Origin of the sequence: Escherichia sp. WS1152, assembly GCF_046487665.1 — a bacterium.
GTDB classification, from domain to species: Bacteria; Pseudomonadota; Gammaproteobacteria; order Enterobacterales; family Enterobacteriaceae; genus Escherichia; species Escherichia coli.
Genome location: NZ_JBJQJA010000009.1, coordinates 170,867 through 186,253 on the forward strand (window position 1 = coordinate 170,867; position 15,387 = coordinate 186,253).

General features: G+C 53.1%; 15 protein-coding genes. 8 read left to right on the top strand and 7 right to left on the bottom strand.

What is annotated here, in order from left to right; all coding sequences use genetic code 11:
- Positions 1-134: 134 nt before the first annotated feature.
- The 3 genes from kbl to waaH all read left to right on the top strand — a co-directional run bounded on the left by kbl (position 135) and on the right by waaH (position 3,639).
- A complete protein-coding gene (gene kbl, locus ACJHW7_RS15975; protein WP_001213834.1) occupies positions 135-1,331 on the top strand; it encodes a glycine C-acetyltransferase in 1,197 nt (398 codons plus the stop codon).
- A gap of 9 nt (positions 1,332-1,340) precedes the next feature.
- Complete coding sequence (tdh, locus tag ACJHW7_RS15980) at positions 1,341-2,366, top strand: L-threonine 3-dehydrogenase (protein ID WP_000646014.1); 1,026 nt, start codon at positions 1,341-1,343, stop codon at positions 2,364-2,366.
- A gap of 238 nt (positions 2,367-2,604) precedes the next feature.
- Positions 2,605-3,639, top strand: coding sequence for a UDP-glucuronate:LPS(HepIII) glycosyltransferase (gene waaH / locus ACJHW7_RS15985; protein ID WP_000982091.1), 1,035 nt, complete (start codon positions 2,605-2,607; stop codon positions 3,637-3,639).
- Here waaH and ACJHW7_RS15990 read toward each other — a convergent pair.
- From ACJHW7_RS15990 to gpmM, 3 genes are read right to left on the bottom strand one after another with little or no spacing between them, the layout of a single operon-like run.
- Positions 3,626-4,585 (bottom strand): divergent polysaccharide deacetylase family protein, encoded by a 960-nt coding sequence (locus ACJHW7_RS15990; RefSeq protein ID WP_000483860.1) that lies wholly within the window; start codon positions 4,583-4,585, stop codon positions 3,626-3,628. The two genes, waaH and ACJHW7_RS15990, sit on opposite strands and share 14 nt — an antisense overlap.
- Positions 4,586-4,588: 3 nt before the next feature.
- Complete coding sequence (envC, locus tag ACJHW7_RS15995; RefSeq protein WP_000196256.1) at positions 4,589-5,848, bottom strand: murein hydrolase activator EnvC; 1,260 nt, start codon at positions 5,846-5,848, stop codon at positions 4,589-4,591.
- A 33-nt stretch (positions 5,849-5,881) separates the two neighbouring features.
- Positions 5,882-7,426 carry a 2,3-bisphosphoglycerate-independent phosphoglycerate mutase gene (gene gpmM / locus ACJHW7_RS16000; RefSeq protein ID WP_001383646.1) on the bottom strand — a complete coding sequence of 515 codons (1,545 nt, stop codon included), beginning with the start codon at positions 7,424-7,426 and terminating at the stop codon, positions 5,882-5,884.
- 244 nt (positions 7,427-7,670) lie between these two features.
- On the opposite strand from gpmM, the gene ACJHW7_RS16005 reads away from it, so the two are divergent.
- From ACJHW7_RS16005 to cysE, 5 genes are all read left to right on the top strand, one after another.
- The gene (locus ACJHW7_RS16005) at positions 7,671-8,102 is read left to right on the top strand and encodes a rhodanese-like domain-containing protein (RefSeq protein ID WP_001156181.1); all 432 of its coding nucleotides are present in this window, start codon (positions 7,671-7,673) and stop codon (positions 8,100-8,102) included.
- Positions 8,103-8,243: 141 nt separating this feature from the next.
- Entirely contained in the window at positions 8,244-8,495 is a 252-nt protein-coding gene (grxC, locus tag ACJHW7_RS16010; protein WP_000024392.1) for a glutaredoxin 3, read from the top strand.
- Positions 8,496-8,557: 62 nt separating this feature from the next.
- Entirely contained in the window at positions 8,558-9,025 is a 468-nt protein-coding gene (gene secB, locus ACJHW7_RS16015; protein ID WP_000003382.1) for a protein-export chaperone SecB, read from the top strand.
- Complete coding sequence (gene gpsA / locus ACJHW7_RS16020; protein ID WP_001076194.1) at positions 9,025-10,044, top strand: NAD(P)H-dependent glycerol-3-phosphate dehydrogenase; 1,020 nt, start codon at positions 9,025-9,027, stop codon at positions 10,042-10,044. Before secB ends, gpsA begins: the two co-directional genes overlap by 1 nt.
- A 79-nt stretch (positions 10,045-10,123) precedes the next feature.
- Entirely contained in the window at positions 10,124-10,945 is an 822-nt protein-coding gene (gene cysE / locus ACJHW7_RS16025) for a serine O-acetyltransferase (protein WP_001277565.1), read from the top strand.
- Positions 10,946-10,997: 52 nt separating this feature from the next.
- Here cysE and trmL read toward each other — a convergent pair whose 3' ends face one another.
- From trmL to lldP, 4 genes are all read right to left on the bottom strand, one after another.
- Positions 10,998-11,471, bottom strand: a complete 474-nt coding sequence (gene trmL, locus ACJHW7_RS16030) for a tRNA (uridine(34)/cytosine(34)/5-carboxymethylaminomethyluridine(34)-2'-O)-methyltransferase TrmL (RefSeq protein ID WP_000932351.1) — start codon at positions 11,469-11,471, stop codon at positions 10,998-11,000.
- 154 nt (positions 11,472-11,625) lie between these two features.
- A complete protein-coding gene (gene lldD, locus ACJHW7_RS16035; protein WP_000586976.1) occupies positions 11,626-12,816 on the bottom strand; it encodes a quinone-dependent L-lactate dehydrogenase in 1,191 nt (396 codons plus the stop codon).
- Complete coding sequence (gene lldR / locus ACJHW7_RS16040) at positions 12,813-13,589, bottom strand: transcriptional regulator LldR (protein ID WP_000636500.1); 777 nt, start codon at positions 13,587-13,589, stop codon at positions 12,813-12,815. The genes lldD and lldR overlap by 4 nt, the downstream gene beginning before the upstream one ends.
- Positions 13,589-15,244, bottom strand: a complete 1,656-nt coding sequence (gene lldP, locus ACJHW7_RS16045) for an L-lactate permease (protein ID WP_001362517.1) — start codon at positions 15,242-15,244, stop codon at positions 13,589-13,591. The genes lldR and lldP overlap by 1 nt, the downstream gene beginning before the upstream one ends.
- Positions 15,245-15,387 lie beyond the last annotated feature (143 nt).

The window sequence follows — 15,387 nt, forward strand, 5'->3', positions numbered from 1 at the left end:
TCAGCCATTCGCCAAAAGTGAGATTGATGGACGTTATTTATCCTGAATTTTGCAGAAGTGTTAACGCGTCATCTCGTCGCGACCTATAAGTTTGGGTAATATGTGCTGGAATTTGCCCTGTCTGGAGAATCGCAATGCGTGGAGAATTTTATCAGCAGTTAACCAACGATCTGGAAACCGCACGGGCGGAAGGGTTGTTTAAAGAAGAGCGCATTATTACGTCTGCGCAGCAAGCAGATATCACTGTGGCTGATGGAAGCCACGTCATTAACTTTTGTGCCAATAACTATCTCGGGCTGGCGAATCATCCGGATCTGATTGCGGCGGCAAAGGCGGGAATGGATTCTCACGGTTTCGGCATGGCTTCGGTGCGTTTTATTTGCGGCACTCAGGACAGCCATAAAGAGCTTGAACAAAAACTGGCGGCATTCCTGGGGATGGAAGATGCGATTCTCTACTCTTCCTGCTTTGATGCTAACGGTGGCCTGTTTGAAACGCTGCTGGGCGCGGAAGACGCCATTATCTCCGACGCACTGAACCACGCGTCTATTATTGATGGTGTGCGTCTGTGTAAAGCTAAACGCTATCGCTATGCCAACAACGATATGCAGGAGCTTGAAGCTCGTCTGAAAGAAGCGCGTGAAGCCGGTGCGCGTCATGTGCTGATTGCCACCGATGGTGTGTTCTCGATGGACGGCGTGATTGCCAATCTGAAGGGCGTTTGCGATCTGGCAGATAAATACGATGCCCTGGTGATGGTAGACGACTCCCACGCGGTCGGTTTTGTCGGTGAAAATGGTCGTGGTTCCCATGAATACTGCGATGTGATGGGCCGGGTCGATATTATCACCGGTACGCTTGGTAAAGCGCTGGGCGGGGCTTCTGGTGGTTATACTGCGGCGCGCAAAGAAGTGGTTGAGTGGCTGCGCCAGCGTTCTCGTCCGTATCTGTTCTCCAACTCGCTGGCACCGGCCATTGTTGCCGCATCCATCAAAGTACTGGAGATGGTTGAAGCGGGTAGCGAGCTGCGTGACCGTCTGTGGGCGAACGCGCGTCAGTTCCGTGAGCAAATGTCGGCGGCGGGCTTTACCCTGGCGGGAGCCGATCACGCCATTATTCCGGTCATGCTTGGTGATGCGGTAGTGGCGCAGAAATTTGCCCGTGAGCTGCAAAAAGAGGGCATTTACGTCACCGGTTTCTTCTATCCGGTCGTTCCGAAAGGTCAGGCGCGTATTCGTACCCAGATGTCTGCGGCGCATACCCCTGAGCAAATTACGCGTGCAGTAGAAGCATTCACGCGTATTGGTAAACAACTGGGCGTTATTGCCTGAGGATGTGAGATGAAAGCGTTATCCAAACTGAAAGCGGAAGAGGGCATCTGGATGACCGACGTTCCTGTACCGGAACTCGGGCATAACGATCTGCTGATTAAAATCCGTAAAACAGCCATCTGCGGGACTGACGTTCACATCTATAACTGGGATGAGTGGTCGCAAAAAACCATCCCGGTGCCGATGGTCGTGGGCCATGAATATGTCGGTGAAGTGGTAGGTATTGGTCAGGAAGTGAAAGGCTTCAAGATTGGCGATCGCGTTTCTGGCGAAGGCCATATCACTTGCGGTCACTGTCGCAACTGTCGTGGCGGTCGTACCCATCTGTGCCGCAACACGATCGGCGTCGGCGTTAACCGTCCGGGCTGCTTCGCCGAATATCTGGTGATCCCGGCGTTCAACGCCTTCAAAATCCCAGACAATATCTCCGACGACCTGGCTTCCATTTTTGATCCCTTCGGTAACGCCGTGCATACCGCGCTGTCGTTCGATCTGGTTGGCGAGGATGTGCTGGTCTCTGGTGCAGGTCCGATAGGTATTATGGCTGCGGCGGTGGCGAAACACGTTGGTGCACGCAATGTGGTGATCACTGATGTTAATGAATATCGTCTCGAACTGGCGCGCAAAATGGGTATCACCCGTGCGGTCAACGTCGCTAAAGAAAACCTTAATGATGTGATGGCAGAACTGGGGATGACCGAAGGCTTTGATGTCGGTCTGGAAATGTCCGGTGCGCCGCCAGCGTTTCGTACCATGCTCGACACCATGAACCACGGCGGTCGTATTGCGATGCTGGGTATTCCACCTTCTGACATGTCGATAGACTGGACAAAAGTGATCTTTAAGGGCTTGTTCATTAAAGGCATTTACGGTCGTGAGATGTTTGAAACCTGGTACAAGATGGCGGCGCTGATTCAGTCTGGCCTCGATCTCTCGCCGATCATTACCCATCGTTTCTCTATCGATGATTTCCAGAAGGGCTTTGACGCTATGCGTTCGGGCCAGTCCGGGAAAGTTATTCTGAGCTGGGATTAACACGAACAAGGGCTGGTATTCCAGCCCTTTTATCTGAGGATAATCCGTTAAATATGTAAAATCCTGTCAGTGTAATAAAGATATCGTAATTGCGCTGATCTCTTATATAGCTGCTCTCATTATCTCTCTACCCTGAAGTGACTCTCTCACCTGTAAAAATAATATCTCACAGGCTTAATAGTTTCTTAATACAAAGCCTGTAAAACGTCAGGATAACTTCAGAGGTCGTCGGTAATTTATGATGAACAGCACCAATAAACTTAGTGTTATTATTCCGTTATATAATGCGGGCGATGATTTTCGCACTTGTATGGAATCTTTAATTACGCAAACCTGGACTGCTCTGGAAATCATTATTATTAACGATGGTTCAACGGATAATTCTGTTGAAATAGCAAAGCATTACGCAGAAAACTATCCGCACGTTCGTTTGTTGCATCAGGCGAATGCTGGCGCATCGGTGGCGCGTAATCGTGGGATTGAAGTGGCAACGGGCAAATATGTCGCTTTTGTCGATGCTGACGATGAAGTCTATCCCACCATGTACGAAACGCTGATGACCATGGCGTTAGAGGACGACCTCGACGTGGCGCAGTGCAACGCTGACTGGTGTTTTCGTGAAACGGGAGAAACCTGGCAATCCATCCCCAGCGATCGCCTTCGCTCAACCGGTGTATTAACCGGCCCGGACTGGCTGCGGATGGGGCTTTCTTCGCGCCGTTGGACTCACGTTGTCTGGATGGGGGTTTATCGCCGCGATGTTATTGTTAAAAATAACATTAAATTTATTGCCGGATTACATCATCAGGATATTGTCTGGACAACAGAATTCATGTTTAATGCGCTGCGTGCGCGATATACCGAGCAATCATTATATAAATATTATCTGCATAATACGTCAGTGAGTCGGTTGCATAGACAAGGGAATAAAAACCTTAATTATCAACGTCACTATATTAAGATTACCCGCCTGCTGGAGAAATTAAATCGAAATTATGCCGACAAAATTACGATTTATCCGGAATTTCATCAGCAAATAACTTACGAAGCATTGCGTGTTTGCCATGCGGTGCGCAAAGAGCCGGATATTCTTACCCGCCAACGGATGATTGCCGAGATATTTACTTCCGGTATGTATAAGCGCCTGATTACCAATGTGCGCAGCGTGAAGGTGGGTTACCAGGCGTTACTGTGGTCTTTCCGCTTATGGCAATGGCGCGACAAAACGCGGTCGCACCATCGCATTACGCGTAGCGCCTTTAATTTGCGCTAGCGTTAAGTTTCGCCGCTTCGGGCTGTTTGCCCCAGCCTTGCCACTGATGCTGGAAGTAAACGATCAGCGTGCTCTGGCTGATGCTTTCGCTTAATACTTCAAAGAAGCGATTAGCATAAACAGGTTCTATCGGTTTCTTCGGTTTGCACAGCTTCACGCCACGGAACGGATTACGCGGTGTGTCGGGCACAGTGTTTTTCGGCGGTGTAGACGTATCAACCTGCGGTTCATTCAGCAAGCTGCTGGCTTTCACCAGCGTAATGTCTGGCGGCAGGTTATAAACCATCTGTTGTAGCACGCGTACCGTTGAAGGGTGAGGATGCCCAATGGCAATGGTTGAACCGTTGCGACGCGCCAGATCAATTGCGCGATTGAACTGCACACGGATGTCCGCTTCGTTCTGTGAATCGTCGAGGAACACCTTCCGTTTAATAACCTTCACGCCAGTGCCTTGCGCGGCGCGCATCGCCTGGGTATTACCAATGGTTACGCTGTCGAGGAAGTAAAGATTGTAACGCTCCAGCGCCTGCATCACTTTCTGCATACCAAACAGGTTAGAGGTCATCTTGCTGCCCATGTGGTTGTTGATCCCCACGGCATAGGGCACGTTATTGACCGCACTACGAATAATGCGCTCAATTTCGTCGCTGCTCATCTCCGGGCGTAGCGTATTTTTCTCCAGCGGCTGTTTACTCAATGGTGCCATTGGCAGATGAATCAACACTTCGTGGCCGCTGTTATGCGCTTTGGTCGCCATCTCTCTGGCGTGCGGTGAATCGGGTAATACAGCGACGGAGATAGCGGAAGGCATCGCCAGCACCTGGTTTTCGTTGTGCGGGCGATACCCAAAATCATCAATGACGATGGCAAGTTTGCCAGCAAGTACGGGGGAGGAGAGCGCCAACAGAGCGGCAAATGCAAGAACGTTACGACGAAATGGAAACAAAACTTATCTTCCCAACCACGGCTGTGGATTGACCGCCTGACCCTGGCGGCGAATTTCGAAATAGAGTGAAGGCCGACCCTGACCGCCACTGCTGCCCACCAGTGCAATTGGCTGGCCCGCGCGAACCTGCGAACCAACGCTCACCAGTGCGCTCTGATTATAGCCGTAAAGACTCATGTCGCCTTTACCATGCTCAACCACCACCACCAGACCGTAGCCTTGCAGCCAGTCAGCCAGAATCACCCGACCGTCGGCAATCGCTTTAACTTCAGTACCTTCAGAGGCACCAATCACCATCCCTTTCCAGCGTAATTCACCCTGTAGCTGTTCGCCATAGCGATGCAGCGTCGGCCCGCGAACCGGCCAGAATGCCTGACCACGCGGCGCGCCCAGACCACCGGTACGGGACATCAGCGATTTTTCGCTTTCAGTCGGTTTGTAGGTGGTGCCTTTACGCGTCGCTTCTTTCTGGCGGTCGCGAACCGCCTGGGCCTCACGTGCTTCTCGTTCTGCACGCGCTTTCGCCGCGGCTTCCGCACGGGCAATGCTGTTACGCAGACGGGATTCGTTGGCGCGCAGCTCGCTCAACTGTTGCTGACCTTGCTGGATGGAAGACTCCAGCCCTGCCAGCGTCTTTTTACGCTCGTTCAGCGCCTGAGTCAGTTTCGCCTGTTGGGCGCGCTGCTCATATAACAGCGTTTGTTGCTCGCTCTGTTTCTCTTCCAGTTCAGCACGCTGCATGGCGACTTCTTCACGCGTTTGCTTCAACTGGGCAATGGTTTCTTGTCGCGCCTGGTTGAGATAGCCGAAATAAGCCTGTAAACGCTGTCCACGCTGGCTTTCTTCACCGCTGAGAATCAGCTGAATACCGGTATGCTCGCCCTGACGGAATGCGGCATCCAGTTGTGCGGCGAGGCTGCGCTCCTGGGCGGCTTTTTGCTGCTCCAGTTTGGCAATCGACGCGTTCATCTCATCAATCTGTTTATTGAGTTGATTGAGCGTGTTTTGCGTTTCGCGCAGCTTACGGGTGGCTTCAGAGATCGCTTCTTCCTGCTTTTTCAATTGTGCGAGCAGGCTTGCGCGTTGTTGTTGCTTTTGGCGTACCGCGCGCTCTTTCGCGGCGATATCGGCCTGAATAGATTTGAGTTGGTCACGCTCATCCGCGTGGGCGGAAAAGGCGCACAACAATACGCCAGCGCTAAGAACGCTGGCGTAGATGATGGGCCTGATTGCAAACCTGCGCGGTTTCACGGCCCGTGTCATGGTATTAATCGCCTTTCCCCTCATGGGGAGGGATTATTCCACGATGAACAGCGGCTTACCAGTCATCTCTTGCGGGATTTCCATACCCATCAGCGACAACATGGTCGGCGCGATGTCAGAAAGTTTGCCGCCTTCAACCGCTTTCACGTTCTTATCACCAACGTAAATCAGCGGAACTGGCAGGTTGGTGTGTGCTGTGTGCGCCTGACCCGTTGCCGGATCGCGCATCTGTTCAGCGTTACCGTGGTCAGCGGTGATCAGCAGTTGTCCACCTACAGACTCAACCGCTTTCGCAACTTCATCCACGCAGTGATCCAGCGCTTCAACGGCTTTAACTGCTGCTTCCATCACCCCGGTGTGACCTACCATGTCACCGTTCGGGTAGTTACAGATGATGGTGTCGTATTTGCCGCTCTTGATTGCCGCAACCAGTTTTTCGGTCAGCTCTGCGGAGCTCATTTCCGGTTGCAGATCGTAAGTTGCCACTTTCGGTGAGTTGATCAGAATGCGGTCTTCGCCTTTGAACGACTCTTCTACACCACCGTTAAAGAAGAAAGTGACGTGGGCATATTTTTCGGTTTCGGAAATTCGCAGCTGAGTTTTGTCGTTTTTCGCCATCCACTCGCCGAAGGTGTTAACCAGGGAAGCGGGTGGGTAAGCAACCGCAGTTTTGATGTCAGCGGCGTATTCGGTCAGCATCACGAAATCCACGTTAACCACTTTCTTACGCGCGAAGCCATCGAAATCAGCGTTCACGAAAGCACGAGTGATTTCACGCGCACGGTCAGCACGGAAGTTCATGAAAATCAGCGCATCGCCGTCTTCCATTGCCGCATCTGGCTGACCTTCTGCACGAATAACGGTCGCTTTCACGAACTCGTCGTTTTCGTCGCGAGCATAAGCAGCCTGCAAACCAGCAACGGCGGTATCGGCCTGGAACTCACCCTGCGCCAGAGTCAGCAGGTCATAAGCTTTTTCAACGCGATCCCAACGGTTATCGCGGTCCATCGCGTAGTAACGACCAATGATGGACGCTACGCGGCCTTTACCCAGCGCAGCAAATTTCTCTTCAAATTTTTTCAGCGAGGATTCAGCACTGCGCGGCGGTGTGTCGCGACCGTCAAGGAATGCGTGCAGGTAGATTTTTTCTGCGCCGCGTTCAGCTGCCAGTTCTACCATTGCCATGATGTGATCTTCGTGGCTGTGTACGCCGCCTGCGGAGAGCAGACCCATAATGTGTACCGCTTTGCCTGCGTTTTTCGCTTTATCTACCGCGCCAGTCAGCACTGGATTAGCAAAGAAAGCGCGATTTTTGATTTCAACGTCCAGACGAGTCAGGTCCTGATACACGATGCGGCCGGCACCCAGGTTAACGTGGCCTACTTCGGAGTTACCCATCTGACGGTCAGGCAGACCGACTTCCAGACCGGAAGCGTCGATCAGGGTATGCGGACGATTGGCCCACAGTGCATCCATTACCGGGGTTTTAGCACTAAAAATGGCGTTATCCTGCTGTTCTTCGCGATAGCCATAGCCATCCAGAATCACCAGTACCATAGGTTTTTTAGAAACCGACATTGCGACAACCTCATACTCAAGAGTCAAAATTTGCGTAATTTTACTACAGCTGAATCGATAAAATAGCCTCTGAAGATCAAAATATACGACCGCTCGCGGCAAGCCGATGCCAGATTTGCGCTTTTTTTTCGTCGTGCCCCGCAAAATTGCATTCCAGTTAACGCGCTGGCTGTATTTGCCGCACCGCGCAGGTATACTCCTTTCCTGGTTTTTTTAATCACTACGTCGGGAGTTGTTACCCCCCATGCAAGAAATTATGCAATTTGTTGGCCGTCATCCCATACTGAGTATCGCCTGGATCGCGTTACTGGTGGCGGTTCTTGTGACTACGTTTAAGAGCCTGACCTCGAAAGTGAAGGTGATTACTCGTGGTGAAGCTACGCGTCTGATCAACAAAGAAGACGCTGTGGTTGTGGATTTACGTCAGCGTGATGACTTCCGTAAAGGCCATATCGCAGGTTCTATTAATCTGTTGCCGAGCGAAATCAAAGCCAACAATGTTGGTGAGCTTGAGAAGCACAAAGACAAACCGGTTATCGTGGTAGACGGTTCTGGCATGCAATGCCAGGAGCCTGCAAACGCGCTGACGAAAGCTGGTTTTGCGCAAGTATTCGTGCTGAAAGAAGGCGTCGCTGGCTGGGCTGGCGAAAACTTGCCTTTGGTGCGCGGCAAATAATTTACCTGTCGTCTTTCATGATGTAGGCCGTTAGCTGCAATTAGGCCCCCAGCGACTTATTGTTATAAGCTTCTGGGGACACTCCATTTTGCTGCCGCCCTGCAACATGAAATTTCAGGGTAAAAAAACAGGAGCTAATTTATGGCCAATGTTGAAATCTATACCAAAGAAACCTGCCCGTATTGCCATCGTGCAAAAGCACTGCTGAGCAGCAAGGGCGTGAGTTTCCAGGAGCTGCCGATCGATGGCAACGCCGCCAAGCGTGAAGAGATGATCAAACGCAGCGGTCGCACCACGGTTCCCCAGATTTTTATTGACGCACAGCACATTGGCGGCTGTGATGACTTGTATGCATTGGATGCACGTGGTGGACTGGATCCCCTGCTGAAATAACGTGTGAACGTTGGCATTACATTGCGCAGTATTTAAGGACAACACTTAAGGGTTTTCTACACATGTCAGAACAAAACAACACCGAAATGACTTTCCAGATCCAACGTATTTATACCAAGGATATTTCTTTCGAAGCGCCGAACGCGCCGCACGTTTTCCAGAAAGATTGGCAGCCAGAAGTTAAACTTGATCTGGATACGGCATCTACTCAACTGGCAGATGACGTTTACGAAGTGGTACTGCGTGTTACCGTAACGGCCTCCCTGGGCGAAGAAACCGCGTTCCTGTGTGAAGTTCAGCAGGGCGGTATTTTCTCCATTGCGGGTATCGAAGGCACCCAGATGGCACATTGCCTGGGCGCATACTGCCCGAACATTCTGTTCCCGTATGCTCGTGAGTGCATCACCAGCATGGTATCCCGCGGTACATTCCCGCAACTGAACCTTGCGCCGGTTAACTTCGATGCGCTGTTCATGAACTATTTGCAGCAGCAGGCTGGCGAAGGTACTGAAGAACATCAGGATGCCTGATGAACCAACGTAATGCTTCAATGACTGTGATCGGTGCCGGCTCGTACGGCACCGCTCTTGCCATTACCCTGGCAAGAAATGGCCACGAGGTTGTCCTCTGGGGCCATGACCCTGAACATATCGCAACGCTTGAACGCGACCGCTGTAACGCCGCGTTTCTCCCCGATGTGCCTTTTCCCGATACACTCCATCTTGAAAGCGATCTCGCCACTGCGCTGGCAGCCAGCCGTAATATTCTCGTCGTCGTACCCAGCCATGTCTTTGGTGAAGTGCTGCGCCAGATTAAACCGCTGATGCGTCCTGATGCGCGTCTGGTGTGGGCGACCAAAGGGCTGGAAGCGGAAACCGGGCGTCTGTTACAGGACGTGGCGCGCGAGGCGTTAGGCGATCAAATTCCGCTGGCGGTTATTTCTGGCCCAACGTTTGCGAAAGAACTGGCGGCAGGTTTACCGACAGCCATTTCGCTGGCCTCGACCGACCAAACTTTTGCTGATGATCTTCAGCAGTTGCTGCACTGTGGCAAAAGTTTCCGCGTTTATAGTAACCCGGATTTCATTGGCGTGCAGCTTGGCGGTGCGGTGAAAAACGTCATTGCCATTGGCGCGGGGATGTCCGACGGTATCGGTTTTGGCGCGAATGCGCGTACGGCGCTAATCACCCGTGGCCTGGCTGAAATGTCGCGTCTTGGCGCGGCGCTGGGTGCCGATCCTGCCACCTTTATGGGCATGGCGGGGCTGGGCGATCTGGTGCTTACCTGTACCGACAACCAGTCGCGTAACCGCCGTTTTGGCATGATGCTCGGTCAGGGCATGGATGTACAAAGCGCGCAGGAGAAGATTGGTCAGGTGGTGGAAGGCTACCGCAATACGAAAGAAGTCCGCGAACTGGCGCATCGCTTCGGCGTTGAAATGCCAATAACCGAGGAAATTTATCAAGTATTATATTGCGGAAAAAACGCGCGCGAGGCAGCATTGACGTTATTAGGTCGTGCACGCAAGGACGAGCGCAGCAGCCACTAACCCCAGGGAACCTTTGTTACCGCTATGACCCGGCCCGCGCAGAACGGGCCGGTCATTATCTCATCGTGTGGAGTAAGCAATGTCGTGTGAAGAACTGGAAATTGTCTGGAACAATATTAAAGCCGAAGCCAGAACGCTGGCGGACTGTGAGCCAATGCTGGCCAGTTTTTACCACGCGACGCTACTCAAGCACGAAAACCTTGGCAGTGCACTGAGCTACATGCTGGCGAACAAGCTGTCATCGCCAATTATGCCTGCTATTGCTATCCGTGAAGTGGTGGAAGAAGCCTACGCCGCTGACCCGGAAATGATCGCCTCTGCGGCCTGTGATATTCAGGCGGTGCGTACCCGCGACCCGGCAGTCGATAAATACTCAACCCCGTTGTTATACCTGAAGGGTTTTCATGCCTTGCAGGCCTATCGCATCGGTCACTGGTTGTGGAATCAGGGGCGTCGCGCACTGGCAATCTTTCTGCAAAACCAGGTTTCTGTGACGTTCCAGGTTGATATTCACCCGGCAGCAAAAATTGGTCGCGGTATCATGCTTGACCACGCCACGGGTATCGTTGTGGGTGAAACGGCGGTGATTGAAAACGACGTGTCGATTCTGCAATCCGTCACCCTTGGCGGTACTGGGAAAACTAGCGGCGACCGTCACCCGAAAATTCGTGAAGGCGTGATGATTGGCGCGGGCGCGAAGATTCTCGGCAATATTGAAGTTGGTCGCGGCGCGAAGATTGGCGCAGGTTCCGTGGTGCTGCAACCGGTGCCGCCGCATACCACCGCCGCTGGCGTTCCGGCACGCATTGTCGGTAAACCAGACAGCGATAAGCCATCAATGGATATGGACCAGCATTTCAACGGTATTAACCATACATTTGAGTATGGGGATGGGATCTGATGTCCTGTGATCGTGCCGGATGCGATGTAATCATCTATCCGGCATGGCGTAACTAATCTCTCAACACCGCTCCCGGATATCCCAGCTGCCGCCAGGCTTCATACACCACTACCGACACCGCATTGGACAGGTTCATGCTGCGGCTGTCTGGCACCATCGGAATGCGAATTTTTTGTTCAGCGGGCAGGGCATCAAGAATGCTCGCTGGCAGGCCGCGTGTTTCCGGGCCGAACATCAGATAATCGCCATCCTGATAGCTTACGGCGCTGTGAGCAGGCGTACCTTTCGTGGTGAGGGCAAACAGGCGCTGGGGATTTTCTGCTTCGAGGAACGCGCTGTAGTCATGATGACGCGTAACGGCGGTAAACTCGTGATAGTCCAGCCCCGCGCGGCGCAGGCGCTTATCGTCCCAGGCAAATCCCATCGGTTCGATGATATGCAGACGAAAGCCGGTATTAGCGCAAAGACGGATGATGTTGCCAGTATTTGGCGGAATTTCTGGTTCGTAAAGTACGATGTTTAGCATACTGCCCCCTTAGTGCGGGGGCAGGATAGCAGAAAATTGGTGAACCGTGCGGCCTTTTCCCCTCACCCCGGCCCTCCCCCTGTCTCTTGATCAGGAGATCTGATCAAGAGACAGCTCCCTGAGGGAGAGGGTTAGGGGGAGGGGGCGCAAACGACTATGCCGCATTCCCTTTCGCCATGGGAGCCAGTGCCGCAGGCAACTCTTTACCCAGCCCCTGCACCAGCGAATCTTGCGTAATTTCGCTGATCGATTTCGCGCCAGTCAGCGTCATCGCCACTTTCATCTCTTTTTCGATCAGATTTAGCAGGTTAGCTACACCCGCCTGGCCCGCTGTTGCCAGCGCATACAGGAAAGCACGACCCAGCAGTACGGTGTCGGCACCGAGCGCAATCATACGCACGACATCAAGCCCGTTACGAATTCCGCTATCCGCCAGAATGGCTATATCACCTTTCACCGCATCTGCAATAGCGGGCAACGCACGAGCGGAAGAGAGTACACCGTCCAGCTGGCGGCCACCGTGGTTAGAAACTACAATCCCATCAGCACCAAAACGTACTGCATCGCGCGCATCTTCCGGATCGAGGATCCCTTTGATCACCATCGGGCCATCCCAGAAATCGCGGATCCACTCAAGGTCTTTCCATGAGATGGACGGATCGAAGTTATTCCCCAGCCAGCCGATGTAATCTTCCAGTCCGGTCGGTTTGCCGAGGTAAGCCGAAATATTTCCTAAATCATGCGGACGACCGTTCAGGCCCACATCCCACGCCCATTGCGGATGCGTCACCGCCTGCAAATAGCGGCGCATTGCCGCGTTCGGGCCGCTCATTCCAGAATGCGCATCACGATAACGCGCTCCCGGTGTCGGCATATCCACGGTGAAAACCAGCGTCGAACAACCCGCTGCTTTTGCTCGCTCCAGCGCGTTACGCATAAAGCCGCGATCGCGCAGTACATAAAGCTGGAACCACATTGGGCGCTTGATGGCTGGCGCGACTTCTTCAATCGGGCAAACGGAAACCGTCGAGAGAGTAAACGGAATGCCATGCGCATCCGCCGCTTTGGCTGCCTGAACTTCGCCGCGTCGCGCATACATGCCACACAAACCTACCGGACCTAGCGCCACCGGCATCGACAATTTCTCATTAAACAGCGTCGTTTCCAGGCTTAAGTCGGACATGTTTTTCAGAATACGCTGGCGCAGCGCCACTTCTGACAAATCTTCCACGTTGCGGCGCAGCGTGTATTCAGAATATGCACCCCCATCCATATAGTGGAACAGGAACGGCGGCAGAATGCGTTGCGCTGCGGCGCGATAATCGCTGGCTGCGGAAATAATCATGCGTTTTTCTCCCTCGAATGCTCATTATGCTCACCGGGCAGGCGGGTAATCCGTGCGTGGCGAGCCTGATCTTCATCGAATCGTTTCATGGTGGTGTGAACAAAACTAAGGTGCGCCATCATTGCTTTACGCGCCCCGTCGGCATCACCAGCAAAAATGGCGTCAATGACAGCCTGATGTTGTTCGGTCAGTTGTGAAAAAACCGGTGGCACCAGATACATCCGCTGACGGCTATGCTTCACTGAGGATTGCAGGACATCGAAGAAACCGCGCATGGTTTGCAGCAGCACGATGTTATGTGAGGCTTCGGCAATCGCTAGATGAAAACGAACGTCCGCTTGTGAGGCGATATCCGGGTCTTCACTTAGCGTTGCTTCAAAGCAAAGCTGAATCTTTTCTTTGTCGCCAGGTGTGGCGCGCATTGCCGCATGCCATGCGGTGCTGGCTTCAATGGCGTAGCGGGCTTCCAGAATATCGAAACTGTAATCCGGATCATCGGCCATCAGCGTTTTTAGCGGCTGGACGATGTTTTGCTCCGACCATGTGTCATGACGCCAGCGAATAAACGTCCCGCCGCCGCGTCGACTGAGCAGCACGCCTTCGCTCACCAGTTTTGCCAGCGCCTCGCGCAGTGAATTACGCGATACGCCGAGTTGCATCGCCAGTTGACGTTCAGCGGGCAACTTCATGCCCGCTTCCAGGTTTTTTTCATCAATCAGCGCCCGCACACGATCGGCAACCTCGTCTGACAGGCGTCTGGGTAAAACAATCATTAAGGAATCATCCACGTTAAGACATAGGCCTGAAGCGTGGTGATCACGCCCACCATACAGGTGAAGATCAGGCTGTGTTTGACAGTAAAGCGGAACAAATCAGACTCTTTGCCCACCAGGCCTACCGCCGCACAGGCGATAGCGATAGATTGCGGGGAGATCATTTTACCGGTGACGCCACCGGTGGTATTGGCGGCAACCAGCAACAGATCAGAGACGCCAATTTGTTGTGCTGCGGTGGCTTGCAGCGCGGCGAACAGGGCGTTAGATGAGGTATCCGACCCAGTCAGGAATACCCCCAGCCAGCCGAGGAACGGCGAGAAGAAGGTGAATGCATGACCGGTGTGCGCCAGTGCCAGCGCCAGTGTTGATGACAGTCCGGAATAGTTCGAAATAAAGGCGAATGCCAGCACCATACCGATGGAGTAGATGGGCAGAGCCAGTTCTTTCAGCGTGCTGCCGAAGGTGCTGATAGCGTCAGACGGTTTCATCTTCAGCCAGACAACCGAGAGCAGCGCAGCAAACAGAATGGCGGTGCCAGTGGCAGAGAACCAGTCGAACTTAAACACGGCGGCATAGGCTGTAGCCTCGCTGACTACTGGCGGCATACGGGCAACCAGTTTATCGAGGTACGGCACCGGAATATTGATCACCCACTCATACAGCGCGCCACCCGATGCGAACAGGGCTTTAAACGGCGGGATACTCCACAGTGTTACGGTAGCGGTCAGGAACAGGAACGGTGTCCAGGCACGTAACACCTGACCCGCAGTGTAACCGGTGTGGGCCAGCGTCATATCAACCTGTGACGCCCCCAAATCACCAAAACGGAATACGCGCACTGGCTGCCAGCGTTTGAGGAACAGCGTCAGGCAGAGCAGCGATACCAGCGAAGAGATAATGTCCGGCAGTTCCGGCCCAATGAAGTTGGAGCTGAGATACTGTGCGATGGCAAACGAACCGCCTGCAACCACGACCGCAGGCCACGTCTCTTTGATACCGCGCCAGCCGTCCATAATCGCCATGATCCAGAACAGCACGATAATGGTCATAAACGGTAGCTGACGCCCCACCATCTGGCCAATCTCAAAGCTGTCGATGCCTGTTACCTGTCCGGCAACCAGAATTGGAATGCCCATCGCGCCAAATGCCACTGGCGCGGTGTTAACAATCAGGCACAGCCCGGCGGCGTACAGTGGTTTAAAGCCCAGACCGACCAGCAATGCGGCGGTAATTGCTACCGGTGCGCCAAAGCCTGCAGCTCCTTCGAGGAACGCGCCGAAACAGAAACCGACGATCAGCATTTGCAGGCGCTGGTCTGGGGTTATCGAAAGAATAGACGAGCGAATGATGTCAAACTGCCCGGTTTTCACCGAGATCTTATAGACGAACACTGCTGCAATAATGATCCACGCGATGGGCCACAACCCGTAGAAGAAGCCATAAACCACCGAGGCCAGCGCGTTAGCGACCGGCATTTTATAGAACAGCAAAGCCACGGCAAGGGCGATTGCCACCGTCCATGAGGCGGCGACGTATCCTTTCAGTTTGAGCTTAATCAGCGCAAAGAAGAAAAACAGGATGGGAAGCGATGCTATCAGACTGGAAAGCCAGATATTCCCGGCGGGATCGTAGTTTTGTTGCCAGAGATTCATTGCAGGTCTCCTGGAGTCCACGCACATCGTGTAATGAGTCTGTTGCTCATCTCCTTGTCACACGTTGTGTAAAAGTGGCACTGCCAATTATGTTGTGTAGGGATAATGACAATGAATGGTTAACTAAATGTTATGTATTGGCA

Bases quoted from the DNA above. Each gene is read 5' to 3' on its own strand.
- grxC (WP_000024392.1), top strand. From the start codon at position 8,244: ATGGCCAATGTTGAAATCTATACCAAAGAAACCTGCCCGTATTGCCAT.
- gpmM (WP_001383646.1), bottom strand. From the start codon at position 7,426: ATGTCGGTTTCTAAAAAACCTATGGTACTGGTGATTCTGGATGGCTAT.
- waaH (WP_000982091.1), top strand. From the start codon at position 2,605: ATGATGAACAGCACCAATAAACTTAGTGTTATTATTCCGTTATATAAT.
- ACJHW7_RS16005 (WP_001156181.1), top strand. From the start codon at position 7,671: ATGCAAGAAATTATGCAATTTGTTGGCCGTCATCCCATACTGAGTATC.
- secB (WP_000003382.1), top strand. From the start codon at position 8,558: ATGTCAGAACAAAACAACACCGAAATGACTTTCCAGATCCAACGTATT.
- trmL (WP_000932351.1), bottom strand. From the start codon at position 11,471: ATGCTAAACATCGTACTTTACGAACCAGAAATTCCGCCAAATACTGGC.
- tdh (WP_000646014.1), top strand. From the start codon at position 1,341: ATGAAAGCGTTATCCAAACTGAAAGCGGAAGAGGGCATCTGGATGACC.
- envC (WP_000196256.1), bottom strand. From the start codon at position 5,848: ATGACACGGGCCGTGAAACCGCGCAGGTTTGCAATCAGGCCCATCATC.
- cysE (WP_001277565.1), top strand. From the start codon at position 10,124: ATGTCGTGTGAAGAACTGGAAATTGTCTGGAACAATATTAAAGCCGAA.
- gpsA (WP_001076194.1), top strand. From the start codon at position 9,025: ATGAACCAACGTAATGCTTCAATGACTGTGATCGGTGCCGGCTCGTAC.
- kbl (WP_001213834.1), top strand. From the start codon at position 135: ATGCGTGGAGAATTTTATCAGCAGTTAACCAACGATCTGGAAACCGCA.
- lldD (WP_000586976.1), bottom strand. From the start codon at position 12,816: ATGATTATTTCCGCAGCCAGCGATTATCGCGCCGCAGCGCAACGCATT.
- lldP (WP_001362517.1), bottom strand. From the start codon at position 15,244: ATGAATCTCTGGCAACAAAACTACGATCCCGCCGGGAATATCTGGCTT.
- lldR (WP_000636500.1), bottom strand. From the start codon at position 13,589: ATGATTGTTTTACCCAGACGCCTGTCAGACGAGGTTGCCGATCGTGTG.